The organism is Rhizobium sp. BK529, assembly GCF_014194105.1.
Classification (GTDB): Bacteria; Pseudomonadota; Alphaproteobacteria; order Rhizobiales; family Rhizobiaceae; genus Rhizobium.
The window spans coordinates 210,122-236,540 of record NZ_JACIAU010000004.1; the positions used below are offsets into that span (position 1 = coordinate 210,122).

At 59.4% G+C, this 26,419-nt stretch carries 28 protein-coding genes and 1 pseudogene; 12 read left to right on the forward strand and 17 right to left on the reverse strand.

Annotated features, from left to right (window positions below; genetic code table 11):
* The first annotated feature begins 17 nt into the window (after window positions 1-17).
* Window positions 18-659, forward strand: a complete 642-nt coding sequence (locus FHX08_RS23830) for a LysE family translocator (RefSeq protein ID WP_132655760.1) — start codon at window positions 18-20, stop codon at window positions 657-659.
* A 69-nt stretch (window positions 660-728) separates the two neighbouring features.
* Here FHX08_RS23830 and FHX08_RS23835 read toward each other — a convergent pair whose 3' ends face one another.
* The 5 genes from FHX08_RS23835 to FHX08_RS23855 all read right to left on the reverse strand — a co-directional run bounded on the left by FHX08_RS23835 (window position 729) and on the right by FHX08_RS23855 (window position 5,569).
* Window positions 729-1,523 carry an ABC transporter ATP-binding protein gene (locus FHX08_RS23835; protein ID WP_132655762.1) on the reverse strand — a complete coding sequence of 265 codons (795 nt, stop codon included), beginning with the start codon at window positions 1,521-1,523 and terminating at the stop codon, window positions 729-731.
* Window positions 1,520-2,398 carry an ABC transporter permease gene (locus FHX08_RS23840; RefSeq protein WP_132655764.1) on the reverse strand — a complete coding sequence of 293 codons (879 nt, stop codon included), beginning with the start codon at window positions 2,396-2,398 and terminating at the stop codon, window positions 1,520-1,522. Before FHX08_RS23840 ends, FHX08_RS23835 begins: the two co-directional genes overlap by 4 nt.
* A gap of 119 nt (window positions 2,399-2,517) precedes the next feature.
* Window positions 2,518-3,471, reverse strand: a complete 954-nt coding sequence (locus tag FHX08_RS23845) for an ABC transporter substrate-binding protein (RefSeq protein WP_132655766.1) — start codon at window positions 3,469-3,471, stop codon at window positions 2,518-2,520.
* 93 nt (window positions 3,472-3,564) lie between these two features.
* Window positions 3,565-4,800 carry a 23S rRNA (adenine(2503)-C(2))-methyltransferase RlmN gene (gene rlmN / locus FHX08_RS23850; RefSeq protein ID WP_132655768.1) on the reverse strand — a complete coding sequence of 412 codons (1,236 nt, stop codon included), beginning with the start codon at window positions 4,798-4,800 and terminating at the stop codon, window positions 3,565-3,567.
* Window positions 4,801-5,053: 253 nt separating this feature from the next.
* Window positions 5,054-5,569: an invasion associated locus B family protein gene (locus tag FHX08_RS23855; protein WP_132655770.1), complete on the reverse strand. Its 516-nt coding sequence runs from the start codon at window positions 5,567-5,569 to the stop codon at window positions 5,054-5,056.
* Between the two features lie 339 nt (window positions 5,570-5,908).
* On the opposite strand from FHX08_RS23855, the pseudogene FHX08_RS31615 reads away from it, so the two are divergent.
* Window positions 5,909-6,272 (forward strand): annotated as a pseudogene (locus FHX08_RS31615) (sigma factor-like helix-turn-helix DNA-binding protein).
* 94 nt (window positions 6,273-6,366) lie between these two features.
* Here the strand turns inward: FHX08_RS31615 and FHX08_RS23860 are convergent.
* Together FHX08_RS23860 and FHX08_RS23865 are read right to left on the reverse strand one after the other, a co-directional pair.
* Window positions 6,367-6,759 (reverse strand): YkvA family protein, encoded by a 393-nt coding sequence (locus tag FHX08_RS23860; protein WP_132655774.1) that lies wholly within the window; start codon window positions 6,757-6,759, stop codon window positions 6,367-6,369.
* A gap of 63 nt (window positions 6,760-6,822) precedes the next feature.
* Window positions 6,823-7,128 (reverse strand): 4a-hydroxytetrahydrobiopterin dehydratase, encoded by a 306-nt coding sequence (locus FHX08_RS23865; RefSeq protein ID WP_132655776.1) that lies wholly within the window; start codon window positions 7,126-7,128, stop codon window positions 6,823-6,825.
* 35 nt (window positions 7,129-7,163) lie between these two features.
* Here FHX08_RS23865 and FHX08_RS23870 point away from each other — a divergent pair, with 35 nt between their 5' ends.
* A complete protein-coding gene (locus tag FHX08_RS23870; RefSeq protein ID WP_132655778.1) occupies window positions 7,164-7,664 on the forward strand; it encodes a low molecular weight protein-tyrosine-phosphatase in 501 nt (166 codons plus the stop codon).
* Here the strand turns inward: FHX08_RS23870 and thpR are convergent.
* Together thpR and FHX08_RS23880 are read right to left on the reverse strand one after the other, a co-directional pair.
* Window positions 7,571-8,164, reverse strand: coding sequence for an RNA 2',3'-cyclic phosphodiesterase (thpR, locus tag FHX08_RS23875; RefSeq protein ID WP_132655780.1), 594 nt, complete (start codon window positions 8,162-8,164; stop codon window positions 7,571-7,573). The two genes, FHX08_RS23870 and thpR, sit on opposite strands and share 94 nt — an antisense overlap.
* A 68-nt stretch (window positions 8,165-8,232) precedes the next feature.
* Window positions 8,233-8,877: an arylesterase gene (locus tag FHX08_RS23880; RefSeq protein ID WP_184327706.1), complete on the reverse strand. Its 645-nt coding sequence runs from the start codon at window positions 8,875-8,877 to the stop codon at window positions 8,233-8,235.
* Between the two features lie 72 nt (window positions 8,878-8,949).
* On the opposite strand from FHX08_RS23880, the gene FHX08_RS23885 reads away from it, so the two are divergent.
* From FHX08_RS23885 to FHX08_RS23900, 4 genes are all read left to right on the forward strand, one after another.
* Window positions 8,950-9,657, forward strand: a complete 708-nt coding sequence (locus FHX08_RS23885; protein WP_132655784.1) for an ABC transporter ATP-binding protein — start codon at window positions 8,950-8,952, stop codon at window positions 9,655-9,657.
* Complete coding sequence (locus FHX08_RS23890; protein WP_132655786.1) at window positions 9,654-12,194, forward strand: ABC transporter permease; 2,541 nt, start codon at window positions 9,654-9,656, stop codon at window positions 12,192-12,194. The genes FHX08_RS23885 and FHX08_RS23890 overlap by 4 nt, the downstream gene beginning before the upstream one ends.
* A 173-nt stretch (window positions 12,195-12,367) precedes the next feature.
* Window positions 12,368-13,096: a Bax inhibitor-1/YccA family protein gene (locus tag FHX08_RS23895; protein ID WP_184327707.1), complete on the forward strand. Its 729-nt coding sequence runs from the start codon at window positions 12,368-12,370 to the stop codon at window positions 13,094-13,096.
* Window positions 13,097-13,204: 108 nt separating this feature from the next.
* Window positions 13,205-13,762 (forward strand): GNAT family N-acetyltransferase, encoded by a 558-nt coding sequence (locus tag FHX08_RS23900; RefSeq protein WP_132655790.1) that lies wholly within the window; start codon window positions 13,205-13,207, stop codon window positions 13,760-13,762.
* A gap of 6 nt (window positions 13,763-13,768) precedes the next feature.
* Here the strand turns inward: FHX08_RS23900 and FHX08_RS23905 are convergent, their stop codons facing one another.
* From FHX08_RS23905 to acnA, 3 genes are all read right to left on the reverse strand, one after another.
* The gene (locus FHX08_RS23905; protein WP_132655792.1) at window positions 13,769-14,170 is read right to left on the reverse strand and encodes a DUF2794 domain-containing protein; all 402 of its coding nucleotides are present in this window, start codon (window positions 14,168-14,170) and stop codon (window positions 13,769-13,771) included.
* Window positions 14,171-14,443: 273 nt separating this feature from the next.
* Complete coding sequence (locus FHX08_RS23910) at window positions 14,444-15,184, reverse strand: DUF1223 domain-containing protein (RefSeq protein ID WP_132655794.1); 741 nt, start codon at window positions 15,182-15,184, stop codon at window positions 14,444-14,446.
* Window positions 15,185-15,420: 236 nt separating this feature from the next.
* Window positions 15,421-18,111 (reverse strand): aconitate hydratase AcnA, encoded by a 2,691-nt coding sequence (acnA, locus tag FHX08_RS23915; RefSeq protein ID WP_132655796.1) that lies wholly within the window; start codon window positions 18,109-18,111, stop codon window positions 15,421-15,423.
* 260 nt (window positions 18,112-18,371) lie between these two features.
* Between acnA and ccmA the strand changes: the two genes are divergently transcribed.
* The 5 genes from ccmA to FHX08_RS23940 are packed head-to-tail and all read left to right on the forward strand — an operon-like array spanning window position 18,372 to window position 21,260.
* On the forward strand, window positions 18,372-19,016 hold the full coding sequence (ccmA, locus tag FHX08_RS23920) for a heme ABC exporter ATP-binding protein CcmA (protein ID WP_132655798.1): 645 nt from the start codon (window positions 18,372-18,374) through the stop codon (window positions 19,014-19,016).
* A complete protein-coding gene (gene ccmB / locus FHX08_RS23925) occupies window positions 19,013-19,672 on the forward strand; it encodes a heme exporter protein CcmB (protein WP_132655800.1) in 660 nt (219 codons plus the stop codon). The genes ccmA and ccmB overlap by 4 nt, the downstream gene beginning before the upstream one ends.
* 48 nt (window positions 19,673-19,720) lie before the next feature.
* Complete coding sequence (locus FHX08_RS23930) at window positions 19,721-20,482, forward strand: heme ABC transporter permease (RefSeq protein WP_132655802.1); 762 nt, start codon at window positions 19,721-19,723, stop codon at window positions 20,480-20,482.
* Between the two features lie 2 nt (window positions 20,483-20,484).
* Window positions 20,485-20,655 carry a heme exporter protein CcmD gene (gene ccmD, locus FHX08_RS23935; protein ID WP_113299612.1) on the forward strand — a complete coding sequence of 57 codons (171 nt, stop codon included), beginning with the start codon at window positions 20,485-20,487 and terminating at the stop codon, window positions 20,653-20,655.
* A complete protein-coding gene (locus FHX08_RS23940) occupies window positions 20,652-21,260 on the forward strand; it encodes a DsbE family thiol:disulfide interchange protein (RefSeq protein WP_132655804.1) in 609 nt (202 codons plus the stop codon). Before ccmD ends, FHX08_RS23940 begins: the two co-directional genes overlap by 4 nt.
* Here the strand turns inward: FHX08_RS23940 and FHX08_RS23945 are convergent.
* From FHX08_RS23945 to dapF, 5 genes are all read right to left on the reverse strand, one after another.
* Window positions 21,257-21,844 carry a DUF2585 domain-containing protein gene (locus FHX08_RS23945; RefSeq protein WP_132655806.1) on the reverse strand — a complete coding sequence of 196 codons (588 nt, stop codon included), beginning with the start codon at window positions 21,842-21,844 and terminating at the stop codon, window positions 21,257-21,259. The two genes, FHX08_RS23940 and FHX08_RS23945, sit on opposite strands and share 4 nt — an antisense overlap.
* On the reverse strand, window positions 21,841-22,485 hold the full coding sequence (locus FHX08_RS23950; RefSeq protein WP_132655808.1) for a septation protein A: 645 nt from the start codon (window positions 22,483-22,485) through the stop codon (window positions 21,841-21,843). Before FHX08_RS23950 ends, FHX08_RS23945 begins: the two co-directional genes overlap by 4 nt.
* 61 nt (window positions 22,486-22,546) lie before the next feature.
* Entirely contained in the window at window positions 22,547-24,094 is a 1,548-nt protein-coding gene (gene ftsY / locus FHX08_RS23955) for a signal recognition particle-docking protein FtsY (RefSeq protein ID WP_132655810.1), read from the reverse strand.
* A 15-nt stretch (window positions 24,095-24,109) separates the two neighbouring features.
* Window positions 24,110-25,384 (reverse strand): tRNA (N(6)-L-threonylcarbamoyladenosine(37)-C(2))-methylthiotransferase MtaB, encoded by a 1,275-nt coding sequence (mtaB, locus tag FHX08_RS23960; RefSeq protein WP_132655812.1) that lies wholly within the window; start codon window positions 25,382-25,384, stop codon window positions 24,110-24,112.
* On the reverse strand, window positions 25,381-26,283 hold the full coding sequence (gene dapF, locus FHX08_RS23965) for a diaminopimelate epimerase (RefSeq protein ID WP_132655814.1): 903 nt from the start codon (window positions 26,281-26,283) through the stop codon (window positions 25,381-25,383). The genes mtaB and dapF overlap by 4 nt, the downstream gene beginning before the upstream one ends.
* Window positions 26,284-26,419: the final 136 nt, after the last annotated feature.

The following is a 26,419-nucleotide window of genomic DNA, read 5'->3' on the forward strand; positions in this document are numbered from 1 at the left end:
GGCTTTCAGAGTAGACCATGGATTTTCTGCCGAGCTTTCCGACGCTTGTCGCCTTTGCCGCCGCCACGCTGCTGCTGGCAGCAACCCCCGGCCCTGACATGACGCTGTCGATCAGCCGCGCGCTCGCGCAGGGCAAGAAAGCTGCGCTCTTTGTAGTGCTCGGCACCAGCCTCGGCATCGTCGTGCATACGATGCTGGTCGCCTTCGGCATCTCGGCGCTGATTACCGCCTCGCCGACCGCCTTCCTGATCCTAAAGACCGGCGGCGCCGCCTACCTCTTCTGGCTCGCCGTTCAGGCAATCCGCTTCGGCTCGAAGTTGACGGTCGCCAAGGTCGAGGGTCCGAAAGGCACGATCTTTTCGAACATTTCCTCGGGCTTCTGGGTCAATCTCTTGAACCCGAAGGTCATCATCTTCTTCATGACCTTCCTGCCGCAGTTCGTCAGCGCCAACGATCCGGCAGTCACGCACAAGCTGCTGTTCCTCGGCGTCTGCTTCATCCTGATCGGCATGCCGGTCAATGCGACCGTCGTCATGGCCGCCGACTGGCTGTCGAGCTGGCTGCAGAACAACAGGAAGGTGCTGCGCGGAATGGATTATACCTTCGCCGGCGTTTTCTCGGTCTTCGCTGCCAAGATCCTGCTAACCCAAGCCCGCTGACGTGTCGCTTGCGGCGGCACGCGCAAAGGCTTGAAAGTGTCGCGAATCCTGAAGATCGCGACAGTTTAATCAACCGATCAGCAGCGCATCGTCATCAAGCGTCTGTCCGCGCATCTTGCGGAACATGGCGATCAGATCTTCGACCTGCAGGTTCTTCCTGTTATCGCCTGCGACATCGAGAACGATCTCGCCGCCATGCAGCATGATCGTACGGTGACCGTAATCCAGCGCCTGGCGCATAGAGTGGGTGACCATCATGGTGGTCAGCTTGCGCTCCGACACGATCTTCTGGGTAAGGTTCATGACGAATTCGGCCATGCCCGGATCGAGTGCTGCCGTATGCTCGTCGAGCAGCAACACTTCAGAACCCGCAAGCGTCGCCATGACCAGCGAAACAGCCTGTCGCTGCCCGCCGGACAAAAGGTCCATGCGATCTTTCAGCCGGTTTTCCAGCCCGAGATTGAGTTCGGCGAGCCGCTCCTTGAAATAGCCGCGCCTGCTGCCGCCGAGCGCAGAGCCGAGCCCGCGCTTTTCACCACGTCGGGCAGCCAGCGCGAGGTTTTCCTCGATCGACAGTGCACCGCAGCTTCCGGTCAGCGGGTCCTGAAACACGCGCGCAACCATGCCGGCTCGCTTCGCCGTCGACTTGCGCGTCACGTCGGTCTTCCCGATCAGTACCGAGCCCTCGCTCGGCATGACATCGCCGGCAAGTACGCCAAGCAATGTCGATTTGCCGGCGCCGTTGGAGCCGATGACGGTAACGAAGGAACCTTGCTCGATGGTGAGGCTGACGCCGTTCAGCGCCTGCTTCTGCAGCGGCGTGCCACGCCCGAAGACGACTTTGATGTCCTTGACGCTGATCATGATGTGGCACCTCCGCGAAGGCGGGGAAGAATGAGTGCGACAGTCACGAGAACCGCCGTTACGATATTGAGGTCGGAAGCCTGCAGGCCGATCACGTCACTCGAAAGCGCAAGCTGGATGGCGATACGGTAGATGATCGAACCGAACACGCATCCGACAAGCGCAATCAGCAGCCCGCGGCGGCCGAGAAGCGTCTCACCGATGATGACGGCGGCAAGTCCGACGACAATCGTGCCGACACCCGAGGTCACGTCAGCAAAACCATTGGTCTGCGCAAAGAGTGCACCGCCAAGCGCCACCAACGCATTGGAAATCGCCATGCCAAGATAAATCTGCCGGCTGGTATCGACACCCTGGGCTCGAGCCATGCGGGCATTGGCGCCCGTCGCGCGCATCGCAAGTCCGGCATCGCTTTCAAGGAAGCGCCAGACGACGATGACGGCAATGACAACCAGAACGCCGACGAAGAGCGGCCGCACGTAGAAATCCCTGAGCCCGTGGCCGAAGAAGGGGCTGATCATTGTATCTGCGTTGATGAGCGCGACATTCGGCTTGCCCATCACGCGTAGATTGACGGAAAAGAGCGCGATCATCGTCAGGATCGAGGCGAGCAGGTTCAGGATCTTGAAGCGCACATTGAGGAGCGCCGTCACCATGCCGGCCGCAGAACCCGCCGCCATCGCAATCAGAGCCGCAAGCCAAGCGTTGACACCGGCGATAATCAGCACCGCAGTCACGGCAGCACCGAGCGGAAAGGAACCGTCCACCGTCAGATCAGGAAAATCGAGGACGCGAAAGGCAAGATAAACGCCGAGAGCGACGAAGGAATAGACCAGGCCGAGCTCGACGGCCCCCCAGAATGCGATTTGGCTCAAGGCTTTCTGCCCCTTTTGTTTCCGTTCCGCCCGTCGCGAAACCGGAGCCTTGTAATATAAACAGCCGCCCCCGTGCAAACGGGAGCGGCTGAATGTGAATAAGTTGATGGGTCAGTCGATTATTCAATGACCTTGTTGGCGCGCGAAAGCACGCTCTGCGGCAGGGTGACGCCCATCTTGGCAGCAGCAGACTTGTTGATCACGAGGTCGCTGCCGGCTGCCGTCTTGACGGCAATATCACCCGGGTTCTCGCCCTTCAGCACGCGCACGACGATTTCACCCGTCTGCTTGCCGACATCATAGTAGTTGAAGCCGAGGGCTGCGATCGAGCCGCGCGAAACGGAATCCGTGTCGGCCGTGAAGAGCGGCAGCTTGCTTTCTTCGGCAACGGCAACGGCGCCTTCGAGCGCGGAGATGATCGTGTTGTCGGTTGGAATGTAGATCGCATCGGCGCGGCCGACGAGCGCACGGGCGGCACCCTGTACCTCAGCGGACTTGGTTGCAGCCGATTCAACGACGGTGACGCCGGCCTTCGCGGCTTCGGCCTTCAGCGCCGCCAGCAGCGAGACCGAGTTGGCCTCACCGGAATTGTAGAGGTAGCCGATCGTCTTCACGTTCGGCAGGATTTCCTTGATGAGCGCAATATGCTCGCCGACCGGCGACATGTCGGAAAGGCCGGTCACATTGCCGCCAGGCTTGTCCATGTTCTTCACGAGCTGCGCGCCGAGCGGATCAGATACGGCGGTGAAGACAACAGGAATATCGCGTGTCGCAGAAACGACGGCCTGGGCGGACGGCGTGGAAATCGGCACGATGACATTGGGCTCATCGCCGGCGAACTGGCGGGCGATCTGCGCTGCCGTTGCGGGATTGCCCTGCGCGGATTCGAAAACGAACTTGAGGTTTTCGCCCTCCTTGTAACCGGCCGCAGCCAGCGCATCGCGCACTCCGTTGCGAGCCGCATCGAGCGCCGGATGTTCGACGATCGCGGTTACGGCGACGGTGACGTTATCGGCCTTCGCTGGCAGCGTCAGAGCCAAAGTTGCGGCAAAAGCCAGAAGAATTGAGCGCATGAGTGTCCTCCAGGATGATTTTTGAGGCACTTTTAGGAAAAGTAACCCCGATAATCAATCGCGGAGAATTGTAATGATGATCAAACTTGCTGATCAGTCGTCAGCGCCGTGATTGGCGATCATCATCGCCTCGAAGGCGAGACGTTCGGTCTTGCGCATGCGCTCGGATTCCGACTTGAGCTGACCACAGGCCGCCAGAATGTCGCGGCCACGCGGCGTACGGATAGGCGAAGCGTAACCTGCCGAATTGATGAAATCCGCGAATTTCTCGATCTGTGCCCAGTCGGAGCACTGATAGTTGGTGCCCGGCCACGGGTTGAAGGGAATGAGGTTGATCTTTGCCGGTACGCCCTTCAGAAGCTGGATCAGCCCCTTTGCGTCTTCCAGGCTGTCATTGACGTCCTTCAGCATCACATATTCAAAGGTGATACGACGTGCGTTCGACAGCCCCGGATAGTTCCGGCAGGCTTCGATCAGCTCCTTCAGCGGATACTTCTTGTTGATCGGCACGAGAATATCGCGCAGGTCGTCGCGCACGGCATGCAGCGAGATCGCCAGCATGACGCCGATTTCTTCACCGGTGCGCAGGATTTCGGGCACGACGCCCGAGGTGGAAAGTGTCACGCGACGCTTGGACAGCGACAGGCCGTCGCCATCCGTGGCGATCAACAGCGCCTGCTTGACCGCATCGAAATTATAGAGCGGCTCCCCCATGCCCATCATCACGATGTTGCTGACCTTGCGGCCTTCGGAAGGCACGACGGCGCCGACAGGCACGTCGCGGTCCGGGAAGTCGCCCAGCCGATCACGCGCGAGCAGAAGCTGGGAGAGGATTTCCTCGGCAGTCAGGTTGCGCACCAAGCGCTGGGTGCCCGTGTGACAGAAGGAACAGGTGAGCGTGCAGCCGACCTGGCTGGAAATGCAGAGCGTTCCGCGGCCTTCTTCGGGAATATAGACTGCCTCGATCTCGACGGGCCGGCCGGCACCGCGCGGCGGAAACCGCAGCAGCCACTTGCGCGTGCCATCATTGGAAATCTGCTCTTCGACGATTTCAGGCCGGGCAATGGTAAAATGCTGCTTCAGCATTTCACGCATGTCCTTGGCGACATTCGTCATATGATCGAAGTCGGAGACGCCGCGCACATAGATCCAGTTCCAGAGCTGCGAGACGCGCATCTTTATCTGCTTGTCCGGCACGCCCTTTTCGCGCAGCGCCGCACCCATCTCCTCGCGCGTCAGTCCGATCAGCGAGGGTTTGGGCGAAAGGTCAGTGCCGAGAGGCGTCAGCCCGGCGGGCTTGGCAACGGTCATCGCATCCATAACGGACATAATCTTCTAATCCCGAACTCAACATGGCAACTATCCCGGAAAGCCGGAAGACTTACGGGCCGATGACGCATGATTGCAGAAATGAATGGGCGGAGCGGCGATGAAATCGCCATCCTTCCGCAGTTGCGCGCCGCTTTAGCATCATTTTCCCTCCACGTCACTAGACCTGCGTCAGGAGATGGAGGTGTCCCATAGATGGAAACGACGAAGGCCGGCGCAAGGCCGGCCTTCAAACATTGCTGCAGCAATCAGCTTACTTGCAGCTTTCGATCTGCTTCAGTGCGGCCGAAATACCTGAGAGCGAATAGCTGTAGGAGGTGCCGGTACCCTTGCGCGACGTCGCGTTGACGGTCATCGAATGACCGGTCTTCATGGCAGCGACGAGCGCCGGCTCCTGCGCGGCGTTTTCAACCCAGGCTGCCTTGTCCTTGGTGAACATCACGAAAGTCTTGTTATCGATGACAACATTCACCTTGGAGTTTTCCTGCAGCGAATAGCCCATCATCGCCTGCGGCTCGTAGGAGATGTTCTGGCCGGGGCGCTGCGACACGATGAAGAAATTGTCGCCGTGGTCGACGCTCGCCGGCTGCTTGGCAGTCGGCACCGAAAGCACGTAGCAGACGGTGGAGGCGCCGGACTTGTAGGAATAGGCGCCCCATGCCTGGAACTGCTGGATGCGGGTCGGTGCTGCTGCCGCCTGCTGCGCTGCCGCCACTCCGGTCATAGTAACTGTGAGGGCGAGAGCGGATACGATACTTTTTACGAACATGGAATTCCTGCCGGTTCTTGCGGTTCAAGGCCCGAAGCGATCATTGCGGGCGGCGCATAATCACGATCTGCTTTATTTTGACTTAATTCAGGTTACCAAATGGTCAACAATAGCTGCGAATTGTATCTGCCTGTTTCATTTTCGCCCGACTGTCAACTTTCGAACCCGACAGCAGCGCGAGTGACACGCTCTGTCGCGCAATGGGCTGAGCCATCGCTTGGGGTGAATTTAAGACACAAAGATTCAGGCAAGAGTTTGACCTTTCTCAAATCCGTTGCTCCTGATTAAGGTGCGGAAATTCAGGACGAAATCTGTGTCGTAGGGAGTGCGTGAAGTGACATGGATGCCGAGGAAAGACAGCGTTCGCCGCCCTCGCAAAGGCCGCCGCCGAACAGCGCGATGAGGCCGCATCTCCATTCTCTTCGACTATTTCGCACCGCGCCTGATGTCATGGCTGATGCGCCGGAAAATGACGTCGGGCGAGGCCGAGGAACCGGTCCAACGATCACCGTGACGCATAGGTGCGCGAGGCCGTCAGCCAATTGCTTGGGGAGCAGTGGGCGCTGCTCCAGGCTGCCTTCTTCCTCGGCCATCGCATTCCGAAATCGCCGACGCGGCCAGTCTGCCGCTGGGCGCGGTGAAGTCGCGTATCAGGCTCGCCTTCGGCAAGCTGAGAAGCTTGTTGGAGCGGGAGGAGGTCTAGGCGGATGTCGCGCGAAGGGTGCTTTGTGATAACGACGTTGCGTAAAGCACCGATCTAAAGCACGAGAAGTGAGTCTGAAAGATCGCGACACGCTTTAGATCGTCTTCATGCCCTCTTCGGAACGGTCTTCAAGAATACGGTCAGCAGCCTCGTAGTGGCTTGGCCGGATATTGCCTCTCACCATGGCGAAAGCTGCCGACAACACGGCGATATCGTCAGAGAAGCCGATCACCGCGAAGATATCCGGGATAAGGTCGGCTGGCATGACGAAATAGGCAAGGGCCGCCAGAAGGACACCGCGCACCCGGACGGGCGTCTGCGGATCGAGGGCGCAATAGAAGCCAGCAACCACGTCGCGAGAAAATGGAATCTGCCGCACGGCACGGCGAAATGTCGGCCAGAACTTCTCCCGGACCGTCTTCTCGCGGCGGCTCTGCGTATCCTCGTCGCCTGGCAACAGGATTTCTCCGTACTTGACCTCGTCCATCCCGATATCCCTTGTGGTCGCTTCGAACATATGGTGACGGCCGAAGCCGATTCAATCGGACTTTCAACCAACCCGCCGTGCTGCGGCCTTATCCATGGCCTTGGCGAATTTGAAATCCAGCTCCGTCAACCCGCCGGCATCATGCGTGTTGAGCTTCACCTCAACGCGGGAATAGACATTGAACCATTCCGGATGATGGTTGAGCTTCTCGGCGGCAAGCGCCGATTCCGCCATAAAACCGAAAGCTTCTACAAAATTCGCGAACTTGAATGTTTTGGAAATCGAGCTTGCTGCACCGTCAAGCGTCCAGCCATCGAGGTCACCCAGCAATTGGTCGATTACCGATCTTTCCAGTTTTTCCATTTTCATGCCATGGTCCTTTCATCCTTCCGCAAGGCTCGGAGATGAAACGTATCAGCCTCCTTTTTGTTTGCATGGGCAATATCTGCCGCTCTCCGCTTGCCGAGGGAATACTCGACCATATTGCGAGCAAGGCTGGCCTTGGCGATGCCTTCCGCATCGATTCCGCTGGTCTCGGCGGCTGGCATCAGGGAGAGCTGCCCGACCGACGCTCGATCGCCACCGCAAGCGCCCATGGCATCGATATTGCCGGGCAGCGCGCGCGGAAGATATTGCCTGAAGATTTTGACGATTTCGATCTGATCCTCGCCATGGACTATTCGAATGTCGTGGAATTACGTCGGCGAGCGCCGCACGCAAACAACATCCATCTCTTCGGCGATTTCGCGCTCGCCACCGGCGAAGATATTCCCGATCCCTATTATGGCGATCGGGAAGACTTCGAGTTCGTTTACGCGAGGCTCTTCAGTGGCTGCAGCACACTGGTCGAAAGGCTCGGCGCCGTTAGCGGCTCGTGGAGCGGGAAGACCTCCTCGGTGAGGTAGGGTCCGCCGCCGACCGACTCGCGCGACGACAGAAGCACGAAGCGCGGCACAGTGAAGGTCGAGGTCTGAAAGTTGCCGCGGCCAGCAAGGTAATGGACGACATCGTCGACGCGAGAATATTTCAGCCGGGCCAGCGTGACATGCGGCGTGAACTTGCGCGGATCCGGTGGCAGGCCGATGCGCTGGCAGATCCGCTCGATCTCGCCCTGCAGGGCATACATTTCTGGCGAGGGAGAAACTCCCGCCCAGATCGAATGCGGTTTCTTGGAGCCGAAGGAGCCGATGCCTTCGAGCCGGAGCTGAAATTCCGGCCGGTCGATGCGATCGAGACGCTCGACGATTTCGTCGGCCGTGCGTCCATCGACGTCGCCGATAAAGCGAAGTGTTATGTGGTAATTCTCCACATCGATCCATCGTGCTCCGGGAAGACCACCGCGTAACAATGATAGGCTCATCGCCGCATTGCGCGGAATTTCGAGGGCGGTAAACAGTCTCGGCATAACGAGCACTCCCCGAATCTTTTGCAGGTGCTCACACGGAATCACGCATTACAAACCTGTGCAAGCCCCTATTTCTTCACAGAAGAAATCGTGTCGACGAATTTTGTGACAGCAGGCGCCATTTTCTCCACCATCACATCCACCCCCTTGGAATTGGGATGCATGCCATCATCGAGCTTCAGACCGGCGTCGAGAACCACGCCATCAAGGAAAAATGGATAGAGTTCAACTCCGTGTTTTTCCGCAAGTTGCTGGTAGATCGGGTTGAAGCGTTCGGCATAGTCCGCACCCATATTCGGTGGCGCCATCATGCCGGCGAGCAGCACCGCGATGCCGCGCTCCTTTAACCGGCTTATCATCTGGTCGAGATTTTTTTCACTCTGCTCCGGTGGGATGCCGCGAAGAGCATCATTGGCGCCGAGTTCGAGAATCACGCCGTCGGTTCCGTCGGGAATGGACCAGTCGATTCGCGCAAGTCCGCCCGTGGTCGTGTCACCCGAGACACCGGCATTGGTGATCGAGACATCGATCCCATTGGCCTTCAACGCAGTCTGCAGCTTTTCAGGAAAGCCTTCGCCTGGCGGCAGCTGGTAGCCTGCCATCAGGCTGTCGCCGAAACCGACCAGAGTGATCGTCCGTGCTTCGGCAAAAGTCGAGAAAATCAGGGAGAAGACGATGACAGCGAAGTGAAGGGCGGCAACTTTAAATCTCATAATGCTTTCCCTAGATTGGCTAGGTGCCGTTATACGGCCATTCGGTTAGGGAACTATATAGGGCGATTTCTGTTGGCCAAAACCATCATCGATCTGAAACACGCCGATTTGACGCTTGGCAATGCCGCCGCCTCGGTCCACGTGCTGAAAGGCATCGATCTGGAGATCAGCGCCGGTGAATCCGTCGGTATCGTCGGTCCCTCGGGCTCCGGCAAATCGACGCTGCTGATGGTGCTTGCGGGCCTCGAAAAGCTCGACAGCGGCGAGATCAATATCAACGGCACGCCCCTGCATGCGCTGAGCGAGGATCAGGTTGCCGATTTTCGCGGCCGCAACATTGGCATCGTTTTCCAGTCCTTCCACCTGATCGCCAATATGACGGCGCTGGAAAATGTCGCAGTCCCCCTCGAGCTCGCCAATATTCCTAATCCCTTTGAGATCGCCCAGCGCGAATTGATATCCGTCGGCCTTGGCGAGCGTCTGAAGCACTATCCCGGCCAGCTCTCCGGCGGCGAACAGCAGCGCGTGGCAATCGCCCGTGCGCTCGCCCCTTCGCCTGCCCTGCTGATTGCCGATGAGCCGACCGGTAATCTCGATACCGATACCGGCCGGCAGATCGCCGACCTCCTGTTTTCCAAGCAAGCAGAACGCGGCATGACCCTGCTTCTCGTGACCCACGATATCGGCCTTGCCAATCGCTGCTCACGCCAGATCCGTGTCCGCTCCGGCCGCATCGAAGGCGATAGCGCCGTCCGCCAATCCGAGGCGGCGATTGCATGATCGTCACCCCGCGCATCTCGCTCGCCTTCCGTCTGGCCCTGCGCGAGCTGCGCGGCGGCCTCAGAGGCTTCTACATCTTCCTCGCATGTATCGCGCTCGGAACCGCGGCAATCGCGGCCGTCAATTCGGTATCGCAGTCGATTACCGATACGATCGCTTCGCAGGGACAGGAGCTTCTGGCCGGTGATGTCCGCTTCGAGCTCAACAACCGCGAAGCAACGCCGGAGGAGATGAATTTCCTCCGCGGCCTCGGCGAGGTCTCGGTTTCCACTGGCCTGCGCTCGATGGCCCGCAAGCCCGATGGTTCGGACCAGGCGCTGGTCGAGGTTAAGGCCGTCGACGATGCCTATCCGCTCTACGGCACGTTTGAAGCCGAACCGAACTATCCGCTCGCGTCCACGCTTGCCGGCGAAGGCGGCACTTTCGGCGCCGTCATCGCACCGCTGCTTCTGGAACGGCTGGGCCTGCAGATCGGCGACGAGCTTCTGCTCGGCAACGTCAAGCTCAGCATCACCGGCACGGTCAAGACGGAACCGGACGCGCTCTCCGAAGGCTTTGGTTTTGCCCCGCGCATGCTCGTCAGCCAGCGCGCACTTCAGGCATCTGGACTGATTCAGACCGGCAGCCTCGTGGAACATGCCTACAAGGTCAAGCTGGAGGACCGTAGTACCATGGGGGGCATCCAGGCGCGTGCGACCAAGGAATTCCCCTCGGCCGGCTGGTCGATCCGCACCAGCGATCGCGCAGCACCTTCGCTGACGGAAAACATTACCCGCTTCACGCAGTTCCTGACGCTGGTTGGGCTGACTGCGCTGATCGTGGGCGGTGTTGGCGTCGCCAATGCCGTGCGCGCCTTCCTCGATGCCAAGCGCACGACGATCGCGACCTTCAAATGCCTGGGTGCGCCGGCGGCCGTCGTGGTCTGGATCTATCTGTTTCAGATCGCCATCATCGCAACAGGCGGCATCCTGGTCGGCCTCGTGGTTGGCGCCCTATCGCCCATGCTGGCGGCGCAATTTCTCGCCCAATTCCTGCCGGTCTCTACCGATCCGACCCTCTATCCGGGCGCGCTGCTGCTTGCTGCCGTCTTCGGCATGCTGACGACGCTTGCCTTTGCGATTTTGCCGCTTGGCCATGCGCGCGAGGTGCCCGCGACCGCTCTCTTCCGCGAGCAGGGTTTTGAAGCCCGCCAGCTGCCCTCCTGGCCCTACGTTCTGTTGGCGGCGCTCTTCATGGCAGCACTCGCCGGCCTTGCCATTCTGACCGCCTATGACCGCTTCATTGCCGTTGTCTTCGTCGGTGCGATCATATTCGCCTTCGTCATCCTGCGTCTCGTCGCCGCTTTGATCGCCTGGCTGGCGCGCAGGAGCCCGCGTGTCAACTCGCCGGCACTCCGGTTGGCGATCGGCAATATCCATCGCCCCGGCGCGCTGACGCCCTCTGTCGTCCTGTCGCTCGGTCTTGGCCTTGCGCTGCTGGTGACGCTGACGCTGATCGATGGCAACCTGCGCCAGCAACTGACCGGCCGTATGAGTGAAGGCGCACCGAACTTCTTCTTCGTCGATATCCAGAGCACCGAGGTCGACGCCTTCCGCGACCTGATCCACACCCAATCGCCGAACGGCAAGCTGGTGGAAGTGCCGATGCTGCGCGGCCGCATCATCGCCTTCAATGGGCAGGACGTGACGAAGATGGATGTTCCGGCCGCCGGCCGCTGGGTCCTGAACGGCGACCGCGGCATCACCTATGAGGAGAGCCTGCCGGAGAGTTCTGCGCTCGTCGAGGGGCAATGGTGGCCCAAGGATTACAGTGGTGAACCGCTCGTTTCCTTCTCAGCCGAAGAGGCGCGAGAACTCGGTCTGAAGATCGGCGATACCGTCACCGTCAACGTGCTCGGACGTAACATCACCGCCAAGATCGCCAATCTGCGGCGGGTCGAGTGGGAATCGCTGTCGATCAACTTCGTCATGGTTTTCTCGCCGAACACCTTCCGCGGCGCACCGCATGCATGGCTGGCGACACTGACCGATCCCGCCGCGACCGAGGCTGAGGACGCCGCGATCCTGAAATCGGTGACAAATACCTATCCGACGATCACGAGCGTGCGCGTCAAGGACGCGATCGATATTGTCAACCAGCTGGTCGGAGAGCTGGCGACCGCAATCCGCGCTGCCGCCTCCGTCGCCCTCATCGCTTCGGTTCTCGTGCTGTCAGGCGCACTCGCTGCCGGCAATCGGGCGCGTACCCATGATGCGGTGGTGCTGAAAACGCTTGGTGCGACGAGAACCATGCTAATCCGTGCCTTCAGCTACGAATATCTGATCCTCGGCGTTGCGACGGCCATCTTCGCGCTCTTTGCCGGTGGTGTGGCCGCCTGGTTCATCGTCAGCCGCATCATGCACCTACCCTCGAGCTTCATGCCCGATGTTGCGGGCCTTACCCTCGTCACGGCGCTCGTCTTGACCGTCGGCATAGGGCTGATCGGCACCTGGCGCATCCTTGGACAGAAAGCGGCACCTGTTTTGCGCGAACTCTGATGGGTGCGAGGCTCAATTCACCTTACGGCGATTTAACCGAACGGCCGATTGCAAAGGCCTTGTCTGAAAAGGTCGAAAGCCTCATATTGTCAGCAGGCATGCTGAAGCTCCGCAGCGGCGCCCGGGTCGTGAACCCGACACCGTATTTCCATCGGAGCTTGTAAGAGGAAACTATGGCTGATCTTCGTAACTACCAAAGCCGTGCACAAACCGGCGAAGTGATTGATCAAGGCCTCCGCGCTTATATGCTCAAGGTCTACAACCTGATGGCGCTGGGCCTGGCGATCACTGGTTTGGCCGCTTATTTCTCATTCACCTTCGCCGTCCAGGGCAACGAACTCACCCAGTTCGGGGTGATGCTGTACCAGTCTCCCCTGCGTTGGGTCGTGATCCTTGCGCCTCTTGCGGCCGTGTTCTACTTGAGCTTCCGCATTAGCCGCATGAGCGTGGCCGCGGCACAGGCGACCTTCTGGATCTACGCCGCATTGGTCGGTCTGTCCCTGTCGTCGATCTTCCTGATCTACACACAGTCAAGCATCACGCAGACCTTCTTCGTGACGGCCGCATCCTTCGGCGCGTTGTCGCTTTACGGCTACACGACCAAGCGTGACCTGTCGGCGATGGGTTCGTTCCTGATCATGGGCCTCTTCGGCCTGATCATCGCTTCGCTGGTCAACATTTTCCTGGCTTCGTCGGCCCTGCAGTTCGCGGTCTCCGTGATCGGCGTGCTGATCTTCGCAGGCCTCACCGCCTACGATACACAGCGGATCAAGGAGATGTACTATGAAGCAGACGGTTATGACGTCGCGGGCCGCAAGGCCATCATGGGCGCGCTGACGCTCTACCTCGACTTCATCAACCTGTTCATGTTCCTGCTGCAGTTCATGGGTAACCGGAAATAAGCGGCTCACACTGAAACGGAAAAGGCGGCTTCGGCCGCCTTTTTTGTTGCGGCCGGTCTGCTGGAATGCTTCAACGAGAGCTCTTTCAACCGTGCCGATCGATCCGAAATGCCCCCTATTCTGCGCGACGCCGTTCCTTCCGATCTTCCCGCCATTACCGATATCTATCGCGAGTCCGTGCTGAACGGCACGTCCAGCTACGAAATCGTACCACCGACGCAGACGGAAATGGCAGGCCGTTTCTCCGCCATCCGCGAGCAGGGCTACCCTTACATGGCCGCGGTGGACGAGGGCGGAGCCCTGCTCGGCTATGCCTATGCTTCGGCCTTCCGCACGCGGCCGGCCTATCGCTGGCTGGTCGAGGATTCGATCTATCTGGGCACGGAGGCACGCGGGAAGGGCATCGGCAAGCTGTTGCTCGGAGAACTGATCTCCCGCTGCACTGTGTCCGGCTTCCGACAGATGACCGCAGTCATCGGCGGCGCGAGCCCGGCTTCAATCGCGCTTCACCGCTCGCTCGGTTTCGAAGAGATTGGCCTGATGAAGGGCGCCGGCTACAAGCACGGCCGCTGGCTTGATACGATGCTGATGCAGCGGGAACTCGGCGAAGGAACGGAAACCCATCCCGATCCCGAGGCTTATCCCGGCTCGCTGTTCAAGGGGTGAACTTGTCTATTTATCGACGAGTTTCAACGACTTGTCGAAGACCTTCAGCACCGGTGCGAGTTCATGGCCGCGCTTCAGGATCATGCCGTTGATATTCACCACCGAAAAGGCGCCCTGCTTTCCGGCAAGCTTCGGATTCTTCTCGATGCGGAAAAGCGGCATTTCGCCTGAGCGCTTGAAGACGGAGAAGACCGCCTTCTCCTTGGTATGGTCGATGGCATAGTCTTTCCACTCGCCTTCGCCCACCATGCGACCATAGATCCACAGAATCTGGTCGAGTTCCCGCCGATGAAATGTCACCGGCATCGGCTCTTTGTTTTGTCTGTATTCCCTGAGATCAACGACGGTTGAAGAGCTATTGTCGACGGAGCGGCTTTCGCCGTGTCGCAAATCCGGCGTATCTGTCATCAGACTCCCGAGGCCTCCACGTGTGACAGGAGAATGACAGTTTGCCCAAGCCACGGCAAATTGCAAGGGCGCAGAGCATCACACTGGGGACGAAACCGGCTTTCTCCGGTGTGCCGCATTTCAGTCAAAACAGCGCCTCATTTCCAAGAGAACTATAGGTTCCAGTTTGGCGCCAGCGCGCCAAAGGGCCCGGCGGAGCGTATCGACCTTAACCCCAGCCCCGAATACGCTTGGCCGGGCCGCCTCACATTCATCCGTAACCGGATGAAGTTACTAGATATTTTTTCCAGCCATGACGACGGCAGCGCCGAGGATTGCTCCCGGATCGCCGTTCGGCGTCGCAGACTGCAAGAGAATCGCTGATCCCTCCAAATCCGGTTTTTCCATCACACTCGCCGGAAGGGTGAGTGTCGTGGCCTTGCCGTCCCACATGCCGACGGTCTCCACATCGGTCACACTATGGAGGTAGGAAATCTTCTGGCCACTATTTTCGCCCTTCTCGACGTTGATCGTTTTTTCCTTGTCGAAATAGACGATCACGACATTGGCCTTGCCCTGACCGGCGCCAAGTTTGATCTCCAGTTCGTCGCCGCGCATGCGCGCGCTGACGGGCACGATTAGACCTTTGCCTTCACCCGCGTAGCTGTCCAGCTTGCCGTTGATGCCGGCGAGATCGGCGCCTGCAATATGGTCACGGCCGTTGACGATCACCTGTGGTGTATAGACGTTACTGCGGCCCATCATGCGGGCATAACCGTACTGACGCTCGGTATTTTCCTTCGAACTCAGCGTATCGGCCCAGCCGAGATAGTTCCAGTAATCGACGTGATAGGCGAGTGCGATGACATCGCCTTGGCTGACGAGCTTGCGGAATGCGGCATCGGCCGGCGGACAGGAGGCGCAGCCCTGCGACGTAAACAGCTCAACGACGCCTTTCGGCGCGCCGTCTTCGGCCAAGAGCGGACCTGCAAAGGCAAGCCCGGCTACCAGCGGGATCAAAAAACGCGGGGACATTCACCAGCACCTCTTTTTCAGCGCCGGTAATAGTCCTGACCGCCGGCTCCGAGATATGAACGTACGAATAATCCTTCCAGATCCAAACGCAAAGTCACGAACGGGTGAGACGGTGCCCCTGGCTGAGGACGGCCGAAACACATCGCCGTGAGCTTGAAAGCAGCCGCGTTTTCCGCAAAGAAAAACCGCCGGAAAATGGCTTTCCGGCGGTCATTATCGACTGAGTGTCTTAACAATCAGGCTGCGAGATCGCGCAGAACCGTCTGCAGAATACCGCCATTGTTGAGGTAGACGACCTCATCAAGCGTGTCGACGCGCGACAGCAGCGGAACTTCCTTCACCGTGCCGTCGGCGTAGGTGATCTTGGCGATCTTCTTTTCGCGCGGCTTGATGTTTTCGAGCCCTTCGATGGTAACGAGTTCGTCACCCTTCAGGTTGAGGCTCTGCCAGGTCGTGCCCTCTTCGAAGACGAAGGGGATGACGCCCATGCCGACCAGGTTCGAACGATGGATACGCTCGAAGCTCTGGGCGATGACGGCCTTGACGCCGAGCAGATTGGTGCCCTTCGCAGCCCAGTCACGCGAAGAACCGTTGCCATATTCCACGCCGGCGAAGATGACGAGCGGAACGCCCTCGGCCTTGTACTGCATGGCCGCATCGTAGATCGAAGTCTCTTCCTTGGACGGATAGTGGATAGTGTAGCCGCCTTCCTTGCCGTTTGCACCGAGCATGAAGTTGCGGATGCGGATGTTGGCGAAGGTGCCGCGCATCATGACTTCATGATTGCCGCGACGCGTGCCGTACTGGTTGAAGTCGGCCACGGCGACGTCATGGCCGAGCAGGTAAGCTCCAGCAGGCGAAGCAGCCTTGATCGAACCGGCCGGAGAAATGTGGTCGGTGGTGATCTTGTCCCCGAAGAGACCCAGAATGCGTGCGCCCTTGATGTCGGAGGTGCCGGTGCCCTTCTTGCCCATGCCGACGAAGTACGGCGGGTTCTGGACGTAGGTCGACTGATCGTCCCAAGCATAGGTCTGGCCGGCAGGAACGTTGACCGCCTGCCAGTTCTCGTCGCCCTTGAAGACGTCGGCATACTTGGTTTCGTAGAGCTCGCGGGTGACGTACTTCTGGATGAAGTCCTGCACTTCGTGCGAGGTCGGCCAAATATCCTTGAGGTAAACAGGGTTGCCGTTCTGGTCTTCACCGATCGGCTCCTTCGTCAGGTCCTTCTGGACCGTACCGGCAAGCGCGTAGGCGACGACGAGGGGCGGCGAAGCGAGATAGTTCGCCTGGACGTCAGGAGAAATACGGCCTTCGAAGTTACGGTTGCCCGAGAGCACGCCGGAAACGATGAGGCCCTTGTCGTTGATCGTCTTGGAGATCGGCGCCGGCAGCGGACCGGAATTACCGATGCAGGTCGTGCAGCCGAAGCCGACGAGGTTGAAGCCGAGCTTATCGAGATCGGCCTGTAGGCCGGACTTGGCAAGATATTCGCCGACGACTTGCGATCCCGGAGCAAGCGAGGTCTTGACCCACGGCTTGGTCTTCAGACCCTTGGCAACGGCGTTGCGAGCGAGAAGGCCGGCAGCGATCAGAACCGACGGGTTGGAGGTGTTGGTGCAGGATGTGATGGCGGCAATAGCCACGTCACCATGGCCGAGGTCGAAATCCGTACCTTCGACTGCGTAGCGATTGGAAAGCTGGCCGGGCTTCTTGTAGTCGGCATCCATCGAAGCAGCAAAGCCAGCAGCGATGTTTTCGAGAGCGATGCGGCCTTCCGGACGCTTCGGGCCGGCCATCGACGGGACGACGTCACCGAGGTCGAGTTCGAGCGTGTCGGTAAAGACGAGGTCGGAACCGTCGCCTTCGCGCCACATGCCCTGGGCCTTCGAATAGGCTTCGACGAGCGCGATACGGTCATGCGTGCGGCCGGACATGGTGAGGTAGTTGATGGTTTCGCCATCGACCGGGAAGAAGCCGCAAGTCGCTCCATATTCTGGCCCCATGTTGCCGATCGTCGCGCGATCCGCGAGCGGCATGTTGTCCATGCCCGGACCGAAGAATTCGACGAACTTGGAAACGACGCCCTTCTTGCGCAGCATCTGCACCACGGTCAGAACGAGGTCGGTCGCGGTCACACCTTCCTTCAGCTTGCCGGTCAGCTTGAAGCCGATGACTTCAGGCAGGAGCATCGAGACCGGCTGGCCGAGCATGGCGGCTTCAGCTTCAATGCCGCCGACACCCCAGCCGAGGACGCCGAGACCGTTGATCATGGTCGTATGCGAGTCGGTGCCGACGCAGGTGTCCGGATAGGCAATCGTTTCGCCGTCCTCTTCTTTCGTCCAGACGGTCTGGCCGAGATATTCGAGGTTGACTTGGTGACAGATGCCGGTGCCCGGAGGAACGACGCGGAAATTCTTGAATGCCTGCTGGCCCCACTTCAGGAAGCGGTAACGCTCGCCGTTGCGCTGATATTCCAGCTCGACGTTCTTGGCGAAAGCCTGCGGCGTGCCGAATTCATCGACGATGACGGAGTGGTCGATGACGAGATCGACGGGAACGAGCGGGTTGATCTTTTCCGGATCGCCGCCGAGAGAAACCATCGCATCGCGCATTGCAGCGAGATCGACGACAGCGGGAACGCCTGTGAAGTCCTGCATCAGCACACGGGCCGGGCGATAGGCGATCTCGTTCTCGACGGCGCCCTTGTTGTTCAGCCATGCGGCAACAGCAAGGATATGTTCCTTGGTGACCGACTGACCATCTTCGAAGCGCAGCAGATTTTCCAGCAGCACCTTCATCGAATAGGGGAGCTTCGATACGCCGGGCAGGCCATTTGCCTCAGCCTTGGGCAGGCTGTAGTAGACATAGTCCTTTCCACCAACGGAAAGCGTGGACCGACAATTGAAACTGTCAAGAGATTTAGACACGAGAGACCCCGTTTCTGATAGCCAACACAGTCGTGCGAACGCCTATGCACTTAATGCACATCAGGATGCGGGTACGGCCATTTCCGCTGTCCGCACGTGAGGAAAAAACCCCAAGTTCGGCGCAAGGATGAAATTCACGCCGACCGCTGGCGTGGTTGCAGGTCTTATAGATAATTTCGTAAAGAGTTGCCATAGCGACAAAGGTCAAAATTGGACATTTTTTGAGCCTGCTGGCAGCGCAACGAAGAAAGAACCGATGCATGCATCTTACCGCTGAAAATCTGGCTGCCCGACGCGGGGAAGATCTGATTTTCGTTAACGTTTCCTTTCACTTGCAGGCCGGCGAAGCACTTATTCTGACGGGTAAAAACGGATCAGGAAAATCCACTTTATTGCGCGTGGTGGCGGGCCTGCTGAGGCCTGAAAAAGGCTCTGTCACAGTCATTGATTCGCCCGGTGGCGAAGCCGGCCCGGCAGCCGAAGCGAGCCACTACCTTGGTCATCGCAACGCGATGAAAAATGAACTTACGGTTGCGGAAAATCTGGACTTCTGGCGATCCTTCCTTGGACCCGGCAAAACCGCAGGCCTGAGCATCGAAGAAGCCGCAGAAGCGGTGGGCCTACCTGGCATCACGCATCTTCCCTTCGGCTATCTCTCCGCCGGCCAGCAGCGCCGATTTGCCTTTGCCAAGCTCTTGGTCGCACATCGCCCAATCTGGATCCTCGACGAGCCGACCGCAGCACTCGATGCCAGCGCAGACAAATTGTTTGCAGGGCTGATCGAGACGCACCGCCGGGAAGGTGGCATCGTGATTGCCGCGACGCATCAGCCGCTTGGGCTCGAAAATGCGCGAGAGTTGCGCATGACTGGGTTTGCGGGCGTCGACCAGGGAGTATGGGGATGATCGCCCTTTTCCTTCGCGACCTCAGACTTTCCGTTCGTGCCGGCGGTGGAGCATTGATCGGCATTCTCTTCTTCCTGACGATCGTCGCCGTCATTCCCTTCGGCGTCGGTCCCGATCTTGCATTGCTTTCACGCATCGGCCCAGCCATCGTCTGGATTGGCGCGTTGCTTGCGGCCCTTCTCGGGCTCGATCGTCTGTTTCAGGCGGAGCGTGATGACGGCTCCCTTGATCTGATGCTCATGCAGGAGACGCCGCTAGTACTGACCGTGCTCATCAAATGCGCCGCGCACTGGACGGCAACCAGCCTGCCGCTCGTCATCGCCTCACCATTGCTCGGTCTCTTCATGAACATGAACGAGACGGCGATCGGCGCGACCATGCTCACCCTCCTCGTTGGCTCGCCCGCCATTACCTTCATCGGCGCAGTTGGCGCGGCCGTCGCCGTCGCCTTGCCGCGCGGTGGCCTGCTTGTGTCGGTGCTGATCCTGCCGCTGGCGATTCCCGTGCTGATCTTCGGCGTCAGCGCTACCTATGCAGCGGTCGTTGGGCCATCACCTTTCCTGCCACCATTTCTGATCCTCATTGCCCTGACGCTTTTCTTCGCGGTCATCGGTCCGGCAGCTGCCGCCCTTGCGCTCAGAAACACGGCGGATTGATCGTCGCTTCGATTGCGGCTTCCGGCGGATAAAGGTAAGGAAGCGGATATGAGCGAAACGAGCTTTGCAATCAGCAAATTCAGTGATCTTGCCAACCCGACGCGGTTTCTGGCGCTGGCATCGCGCGTCATTCCATGGCTGGCGGGTATCACCGCCCTCAGTTTTATCGTCGGGCTCTATCTGAGCTTCTCGACCGAGGGCGACTACCAGCAGGGCGAAACGGTGCGCATCATGTATGTGCATGTGCCTGCCGCCTGGCTTTCGATGATGTGCTACACGATCATGAGCATTTCGGCGATCGGCACGCTCGTATGGCGCCATCCGCTGGCGGACGTATCGGCGAAAGCTGCGGCGCCGCTCGGTGCTGCCTTCACCTTGCTTGCGCTTGTCACCGGCTCTCTCTGGGGTAAGCCCATGTGGGGCACATGGTGGGTGTGGGATGCGCGGTTGACCTCGGTCTTCATTCTCTTCCTGATGTATCTCGGCCTGATCGCTTTGAACCGCGCCATGGATGAGCCCTCAAAGGCTGCACGCGTTACCGCGGTCCTCACCCTCGTCGGCTTCGTCAATATTCCGATCATTAAGTTCTCCGTCGACTGGTGGAACACGTTGCATCAATCGGCAAGCGTCCTGCGTCTCGACGGCCCCGCGATCGATCCGGAATTCCTGCGTCCGCTGCTTATCATGGCGATCGCTTTCACCCTGCTGTTCTTCACGCTGCATCTGATGGCGATGAGAAATGAGATCTGGCGCCGTCGCATCGCCTCCCAGCGCCGCATGGCTGCCCGTATGGCAGGCCAAGAGGAATAGAGATGGGCTCCTACGCTTTCTACGTCTACGGCTCCTACGGCTTTGCCGCCCTCGTGACGATTGCGGTGACACTCTGGACCTGGTCTGATGGGCGCGCCCGCCAGAAGGAATTGGCCGCGCTCGAAGCCGCCGGCATCCGCCGCCGTTCCGCACGACCGAAGGACGGCGAATGACCGAGACTGCCCAAGAGAATAAACAAAAGAGCCGCGGCATCAGGCGCTATGCGCTTGCGCTGATTCCGCTTGTCGTTTTTGGTGGCATTGCCGCGACTGCAGCGAAAATGCTCTACGACCAGGATTTCCACGGCAAGAATATCGCGGAAATCCCCTCCGCCTTGATCGGAACGAAAGCACCGTCGCTGAACCTGCCACCGCTCGAGGGCTCTAAGCTGCCGGCGCTGACGGATGAAGCGATCAAGGGCAAGCTCACCCTCGTCAACGTCTTCGCTTCCTGGTGCATTCCATGCCGCGACGAGCATCCTCTCCTCAAGCAATTAGCCGAGGATGGACGGCTGAACATCGTCGCAATCAATTATAAGGACAAGAACGAGAACGCCCTGCGTTTCCTCGGCGAACTCGGCAATCCCTACCACGCCATCGGCGTCGACCCGAACGGCAAGGCGGCGATCGACTGGGGTGTCTACGGCATTCCGGAGAGCTATCTCGTCGCGCCCGACGGTACGATCATCTACAAGCGCGTCGGACCCTTCGACGATATCAGCCTGAAGGAAGGCCTTTTCCCGGCAATGGAAAAGGCGCTCGGTAAGCCGGCTTCCTAAGCCCCGCCCTGCCAGACCTTGATCGCCTCGACCGGCCAGATCAACATCAGCACATTGAGTGTCAGATTGTCCCGGATCACGTAGCCGGTGAAAATCTCGAAGAAGATGGCAATAGCGATGGTCAGCACTACCGGCGCTCTTGAGGCAAAGAAGAAGCCGACAGCCATGAAGATCGTATCCATGGCTGAATTGATAATGCTGTCGCCGTAATAATCGAGCGAGATCGTCGCCGTGCGATAGCGATCGATGATCAGAGGTGAATTTTCCAGAAGCTCCCAGCCCGATTCGATCAGCATAGCCAGAAGCAACCGCGCCGCGAGCGGCTTGCCGCGAAGCAGGAGATGCCCAAGCCCGTAAAACAGGAAGCCATGGATAATATGTGACGGTGTGTACCAGTCGGACAGATGCTGGGAATTGCCGCTGGAATTGACTGTGCCTTCCCAAAGTTTGACGTAGCCGCAGGTGCAGATCGGCACCCGGCCCATCATATATTCGGCAACGATCTGGAAGACCAGGACTGCGAGGCAGACGGAAAACCAGAATATCTGATTCCGTGACCGGTCGGCTGCGTCGATAACGGTCACTTCTCGCTTTCCGCCTCGGTTGGAATGCTGTGCTTCAGCACCAGCGGCATCTGCGCCATCGTGAAGATGATGGTGATCGGCATCGTGCCCCAAACCTTGAAGGCCACCCAGAAATTATCCGAGAAATTGCGCCAGACGACTTCATTCAGCACTGCGAGGAAAAGAAAGAAGATGCCCCAGCGGATTGTCAGCTTGCGCCAGCCTTCGGCATCGAGTTGGAAGGCTGCGTTGAAGACATAACCAAGCAGCGATTTGCCAAAGGCAAGGCCACCAAGCAGGGCAAAGCCGAACAGCGCATTGACGATCGTCGGCTTCATCTTGATGAAGGTTTCGTTCTGCAGCCAAATCGACAGCGAGCCGAAGATCAGCACGACGATGCCGGAAACGAAGGGCATGATTGGCAGGTGGCCGAGCACGATCTTGGACACCAGGAGTGAGATGATGGTCGCCGCCATGAAAAGACCGGTCGCCACGAAAAGCGGGCCACCGAGCTCTGCCAAAGTCGGAAAGCGTGCAACCAGCCACTCGCCGCGCAGATTGGCAAAAAAGAAGACCAGAAGCGGTCCAAGTTCCAGCGCCAGTTTCAGAAGCGGATGATGCCGGTCTGCGGCACTGGGGGTGATATCGCTTTCAGTCGTCATACTTCTTCAAACCTGCTTTTTCTTGCAATGCATGCGAGCCATCGACGGCTAATCTGTGGCATCACTGGCCGATGCCGGCAATAGCCTGCGCAAAATCCTCGGCCTCGAATGGTTCGAGATCATCAACTCCTTCGCCGACACCGATGAAATAGACCGGCAGTTTGTGCTTGGCGGAGATTGCCACCAGAATGCCGCCGCGCGCCGTACCGTCAAGCTTGGTCATGATCAGCCCGCTGACGCCGGCGACGTTACGGAAGATCTCGACCTGATTGAGCGCGTTCTGACCCGTCGTCGCATCGAGCGTCTGAAGGACAGTATGTGGTGCATCCGGATCGAGCTTGCCGAGCACACGCACGATCTTTTCAAGCTCAGCCATCAGCTCCGCCTTGTTCTGCAGGCGGCCTGCCGTGTCGATGATCAGTACATCGCATTTCCTGGCTTTCGCCTGCTCGAACGCGTCATAGGCAAGGCCCGCGGCATCCGCACCAAGCTTCGTACCGATGAATTCGGATCTGGTGCGATCGGCCCAGATCTTCAACTGCTCGATGGCAGCGGCACGGAACGTATCGCCCGCCGCCAGCATGACCTTGAGTCCGGCACCCGAAAGCTTGGCCGCCAGTTTGCCGATTGTCGTCGTTTTTCCAGTGCCATTGACGCCTACGACGAGAATGACATGCGGCTTGTGGGAAAGATCGAGCTGCAAGGGCTTGGCAACCGGCGCCAGCACCTTGGCGATTTCGCTCGCCATGATGCGGCTGACATCCTCGCCGGTCACGTCCTTGCCGTAGCGTTCCGAAGCGAGCGTATCGGTCACCCGCATCGCGGTCTCCACACCAAGATCGGCCTGGATCAGCAGATCCTCGAGATCCTGCAGTGTGTCATCATCCAGCTTGCGCTTGGTGAAGAGTGCGGCGATCTGAGCGGTGAGCTGCGAGGACGTGCGCGCCAGACCGTTGCGCAGGCGCTGGAACCAGGAGAGCCTCGGCTGTGACGCGACGACCGGTTCCGGTTCAGCTACCCGTCCGGTCGCGAAACCTTTGGGAAGAATGGGATCTACTGCCGGTTCGTCGGAGGCTGCGGCCTCCTCCGTCCTGCCGGACATCTCCTCCGCTGCGGAGATCGGTTTGGGTCGAGAATCCTGTTCGCCATTGACCGTCGTGTCCGGTGTCTCCGGAATTTCTTCCGGAAACACCTCCGTGGGCTCCACTCTGCCTTCCGCTTCTACGGCAACGTCACTCTCCGAACGATCTTCCCCGGGGAGATGTCCGGCAGGGACGGAGGGGGACGCCTTCGCAACGTCATCGGTGCTCGCTTCCGCCTCGGCTTCCAAGAGCGACAATGGCACGACGCCCACATCGTCAAGATCACCGGCGGTCGGAAGCAGGCCCGGCTCAGTCTCGAGGGGCTCTGGTTCCGTCGCCCGGCCCTCACCGGCATCCGCCGCCGGACCTCCAGCCGTGTCCATTTCTTCGGCCAAAACCGGATCGGCAGCAACCGGCAGGTCCTCGTCGCGCGAACGCGGCTCCAGGTCCTTTTCCACGGCCTCCGGCACAGGTTCTTCCACCGGCTTACCGAAGGTGAAGACCTTTTTGATGAAACTGAGCGCCATGAGCTGTCCGTGAAGTCAGGCCGCCGCGGCAGCCGTCAATTGCATGTCGAGATGCTTGCCGTTGTGACCGGTGATCATCGCTTCGACGATATCGCGCGGACGAAGACCGGGAACAGTGACAAGCGTGAAGTTTTCGGTATGGGCAAGACCGTTGTTTTCTACCAGCAGCCATTGCCGCGTTCCGACCATCTTGTCCAGATGGCGCTGGTGCAGCATCTGTCCAGTGGCGCGCAGCCGGGCCGCGCGATCCTTGATGAGCGAACGGTCGAGCTGCGGCATGCGCGCAGCAGGGGTTCCGGCCCGCGGGCTGTAGGGGAAGACGTGCAGATACGCGATGTCGGCCTCTTCCGCTAACTGTACCGCATTCGCAAACATATCCTCGGTCTCGGTCGGAAAGCCGGCGATCATGTCGGCACCGAAGCTCATCTCCGGCCGCAGGCGGCGCACATCTTCGATGAAGCGAAGAGCATCGGCGCGCAGGTGGCGGCGTTTCATCCGCTTCAGGATCAGGTCGTCGCCATGCTGCAGGGACAGATGAAGATGCGGCATGAAGCGCGGTTCGTCAGCGATGAGGTCCATGAGGTGACGATCTGCCTCGATACTATCGATCGAAGAGAGCCGCAGGCGACGGATATCCGGCACCTGCTTCAGCAGCGTCTTTGCAAGCAACCCGAGCGTCGGTTCGCCGGGAAGGTCTGCGCCATAGCTCGTGGCATCGACGCCGGTCAGGACGATTTCGCGATAGCCGCTTTCGACGAGATTGCGTGCCTGATCGACCACTGCACCCATCGGCACCGAGCGCGAATTTCCGCGGCCATAGGGAATGATGCAGAAGGTGCAGCGATGATCGCAGCCGTTCTGTACCTGGATGAAAGCACGCACGTGACCGTCGATGTGCTTGACCATCTGTGGTGCGGTGTGCCGCACGCTCATGATGTCGTTGACGCGCAGCTTCTCTTCCGCCGAAACGCCGAAATCCGGAAGTCCACGATAAGAGGCTGCCTTCAGCTTCTCTTCGTTGCCGAGCACGGCATCAACCTCGGGCATTTCTGCGAAGGTCTGCTTCTCCGTCTGGGCGGCGCAGCCGGTAACGATGATGCGGGCATGTGGATTATCGCGACGCGCGCGGCGGATTGCCTGTCGGGCCTGGCGCACAGCCTCGCCCGTCACAGCGCAGGTATTGACCAGAATAGCATTGTTAAGCCCGGCCGCTTCCGCCTGCGATCTCATGACTTCGGATTCATAGGTATTGAGACGGCAGCCGAAGGTGATGACCTCTACGCCGCTCACCGCGCTTGCGCTCCGAGCGTGGCGTCGCGCGACCACGTGCCGGTCGACGGATCAACGATGCCGGACCATTCCCATTCGGCAGGACCAGTCATGACGACATGATCATCCTCGCGCCAGTTGATCGTCAACGGCTGGCGGATCGGGCTGGAGGCAACGTCGATGGTCACCCTACGGCCAGTGCGGCCGGTACGCGCTGCGCTGACGGCAGAGGCACAGGCGGCCGATCCGCAGGCAAGCGTCAGGCCCGCGCCGCGTTCCCAGGTGCGCGTCCGCAGCGCCGAATCCGAGATCACTTGCGCCAGCGTGATATTGGCCTTTTCCGGGAAGATCGGATGGTTTTCGAGCAGCGGTCCGAAACGTTCGAGATCGAAGCTCATCGGATCGCGGTCGACCCAGAAGATCGCATGCGGATTGCCCATGGACATGGCCGAAGGCGAATGCAGCACCGGATTGTCGATAGGCCCGATCTGCAGCTCGATACGGCTCGTGTCATGGAACTCCTCAGCGAGCGGAATGCGATTCCACTCGAAGACTGGCCGGCCCATATCGACAGAGATCGTCCCATCCTCGTGCTCGACCGCATTCAGGATGCCGGCAACCGTCTGGAAGGTGAAGGCCTTCTTACCGGTTTCGGCAGCCAGAGCCTGCACCACGCAACGCGTGCCATTGCCACAGGCCTGCGCCTTGGTGCCATCGGAATTCAGGATATCGATATAGGCGTCGGTGCCCTCCGCCTTCGGATCATGGATCGCCATGATCTGATCGAACTGAGTCTCGGCATCAGCATTGAGCGCGATCGCAGCCTGTGGCGTCACCTTGCCGGTCCGACCGCGCATGTCGACAACCAGGATCTTGTTGCCAAGCCCGTTCATCTTCGCGAATTCGACCGTGTTGCTCATTTGACTAATTCCGCTACGTTTTGGCTGTATATGGCGGAAATGCTCGGGGATTACCAGTGGGTGAGCGCCGAGCGATGTTTGCCCTCTTGCCGACACATGCGGTGAGACCCCGCGAAATCAGAACGGGTGAGCGTTG